Annotated in this window: 1 protein-coding gene; it reads right to left on the minus strand. The window is 56.1% G+C overall.

Annotated elements, in window-relative coordinates; genetic code table 11:
* Positions 1 to 7 precede the first annotated feature (7 nt).
* The coding region (locus tag HMPREF3053_RS01300; protein WP_083317201.1) for an IS30 family transposase at positions 8 to 1,204 on the minus strand (1,197 nt) is incomplete at its 5' end.

A 1,204-nucleotide genomic window follows, 5' to 3' on the forward strand; every position in this document is an offset into this window, starting at 1 on the left:
GGTAGGGTCAGGCGGTCATTGCATCATGGATAACACCAGAGATTACCTCCCGGGGAGTTAACCCGTCGAGCACTACCCGTGGCCGGTTATTCAGCAATGCTTCCGCCTCGGCGACCTCTTGGTCGGTGACATCGGTAAAGTTGGTGCCTTTGGGGAAATAAAACCGGATATCCCGGTTCATCCGCTCATTGCTACCTCGCTGCCACGGCGAATGCGGATCGGCGAAAAACACCTGGATATTCTCCGCGACAGAAAACTCCGTGTGTTTGGCAAACTCCACTCCCTGATCCCAGGTCAACGTCGAAATCGTGGTGTCCATCGACTCTTTGAGCCGACGAATCATCCGTACCATCACCTCATTGACACTGGCGGCAGTATGGTCAGTGCCGAGTCTGCCGAGCAGCACAAACCTGCTGCGGCGTTCCACCAACGTCGCTAAAGCACTGGTGCCATCTGCGCCAATAATCAAATCGCCTTCCCAATGACCGGGTACCGCACGATCATTGGCTTCGGCTGGGCGAAGTGAAATATTGGCATCATGAGTCCAGCGTTTTCCACGTGGCTTGGGCACCCCTGCGAGAAGCGAGCGGGGTTTACGCCCTGGCCGGGTAGTCCGGCAGGACTTTTCAAACACAAGTTCTTTGCGCAAGCTGCCTGCCCCTTGTACGTAAAGGGCCTGGTAAATCGACTCGTGGCTAATAGTCATGGACGTATTATCACCCCACAGTGCAGCCAACCTGCCACTGGCCTGACGCGGCGAGGCGCCACGGTTGAGCAGATTGACAACCTGGGCGCGCAAAAATCGATTGTCATCGAGTTTGCGCGGCTTTGGACGAGCAAGACGCCCGCGGCTGGCCTGATCAGCGTGATAGGCATCGTAGATACCATCGACGCTGTTGCGTGCGATTTCACGACTGATAGTGGATTGACTACGACAGACTATCTGGGCGATACGCCGGTGCGAATGACCTGCCCGCAGGCAATCGGCAATAAGTAAGCGTTCCGCCAGCCCTAGCCGCCGACCAGTACCAACACGAGATACATCACCAGGTGTTATCCGACTGCGGGTATTCATAGTGGTTAAACTAGCCCGCCGGTTGTACACCGTGGTTGTGCACACCCCAGCCTGCGCGGCAATCTCGGCAACACTATATGAGCCGGCCATAAGCATCTCGTAGATCACGCGATGCTTATCCATCATCGA

Origin of the sequence: Corynebacterium sp. HMSC064E07 (assembly GCF_001815745.1) — a bacterium.
GTDB lineage: Bacteria > Actinomycetota > Actinomycetes > Mycobacteriales > Mycobacteriaceae > Corynebacterium > Corynebacterium jeikeium_D.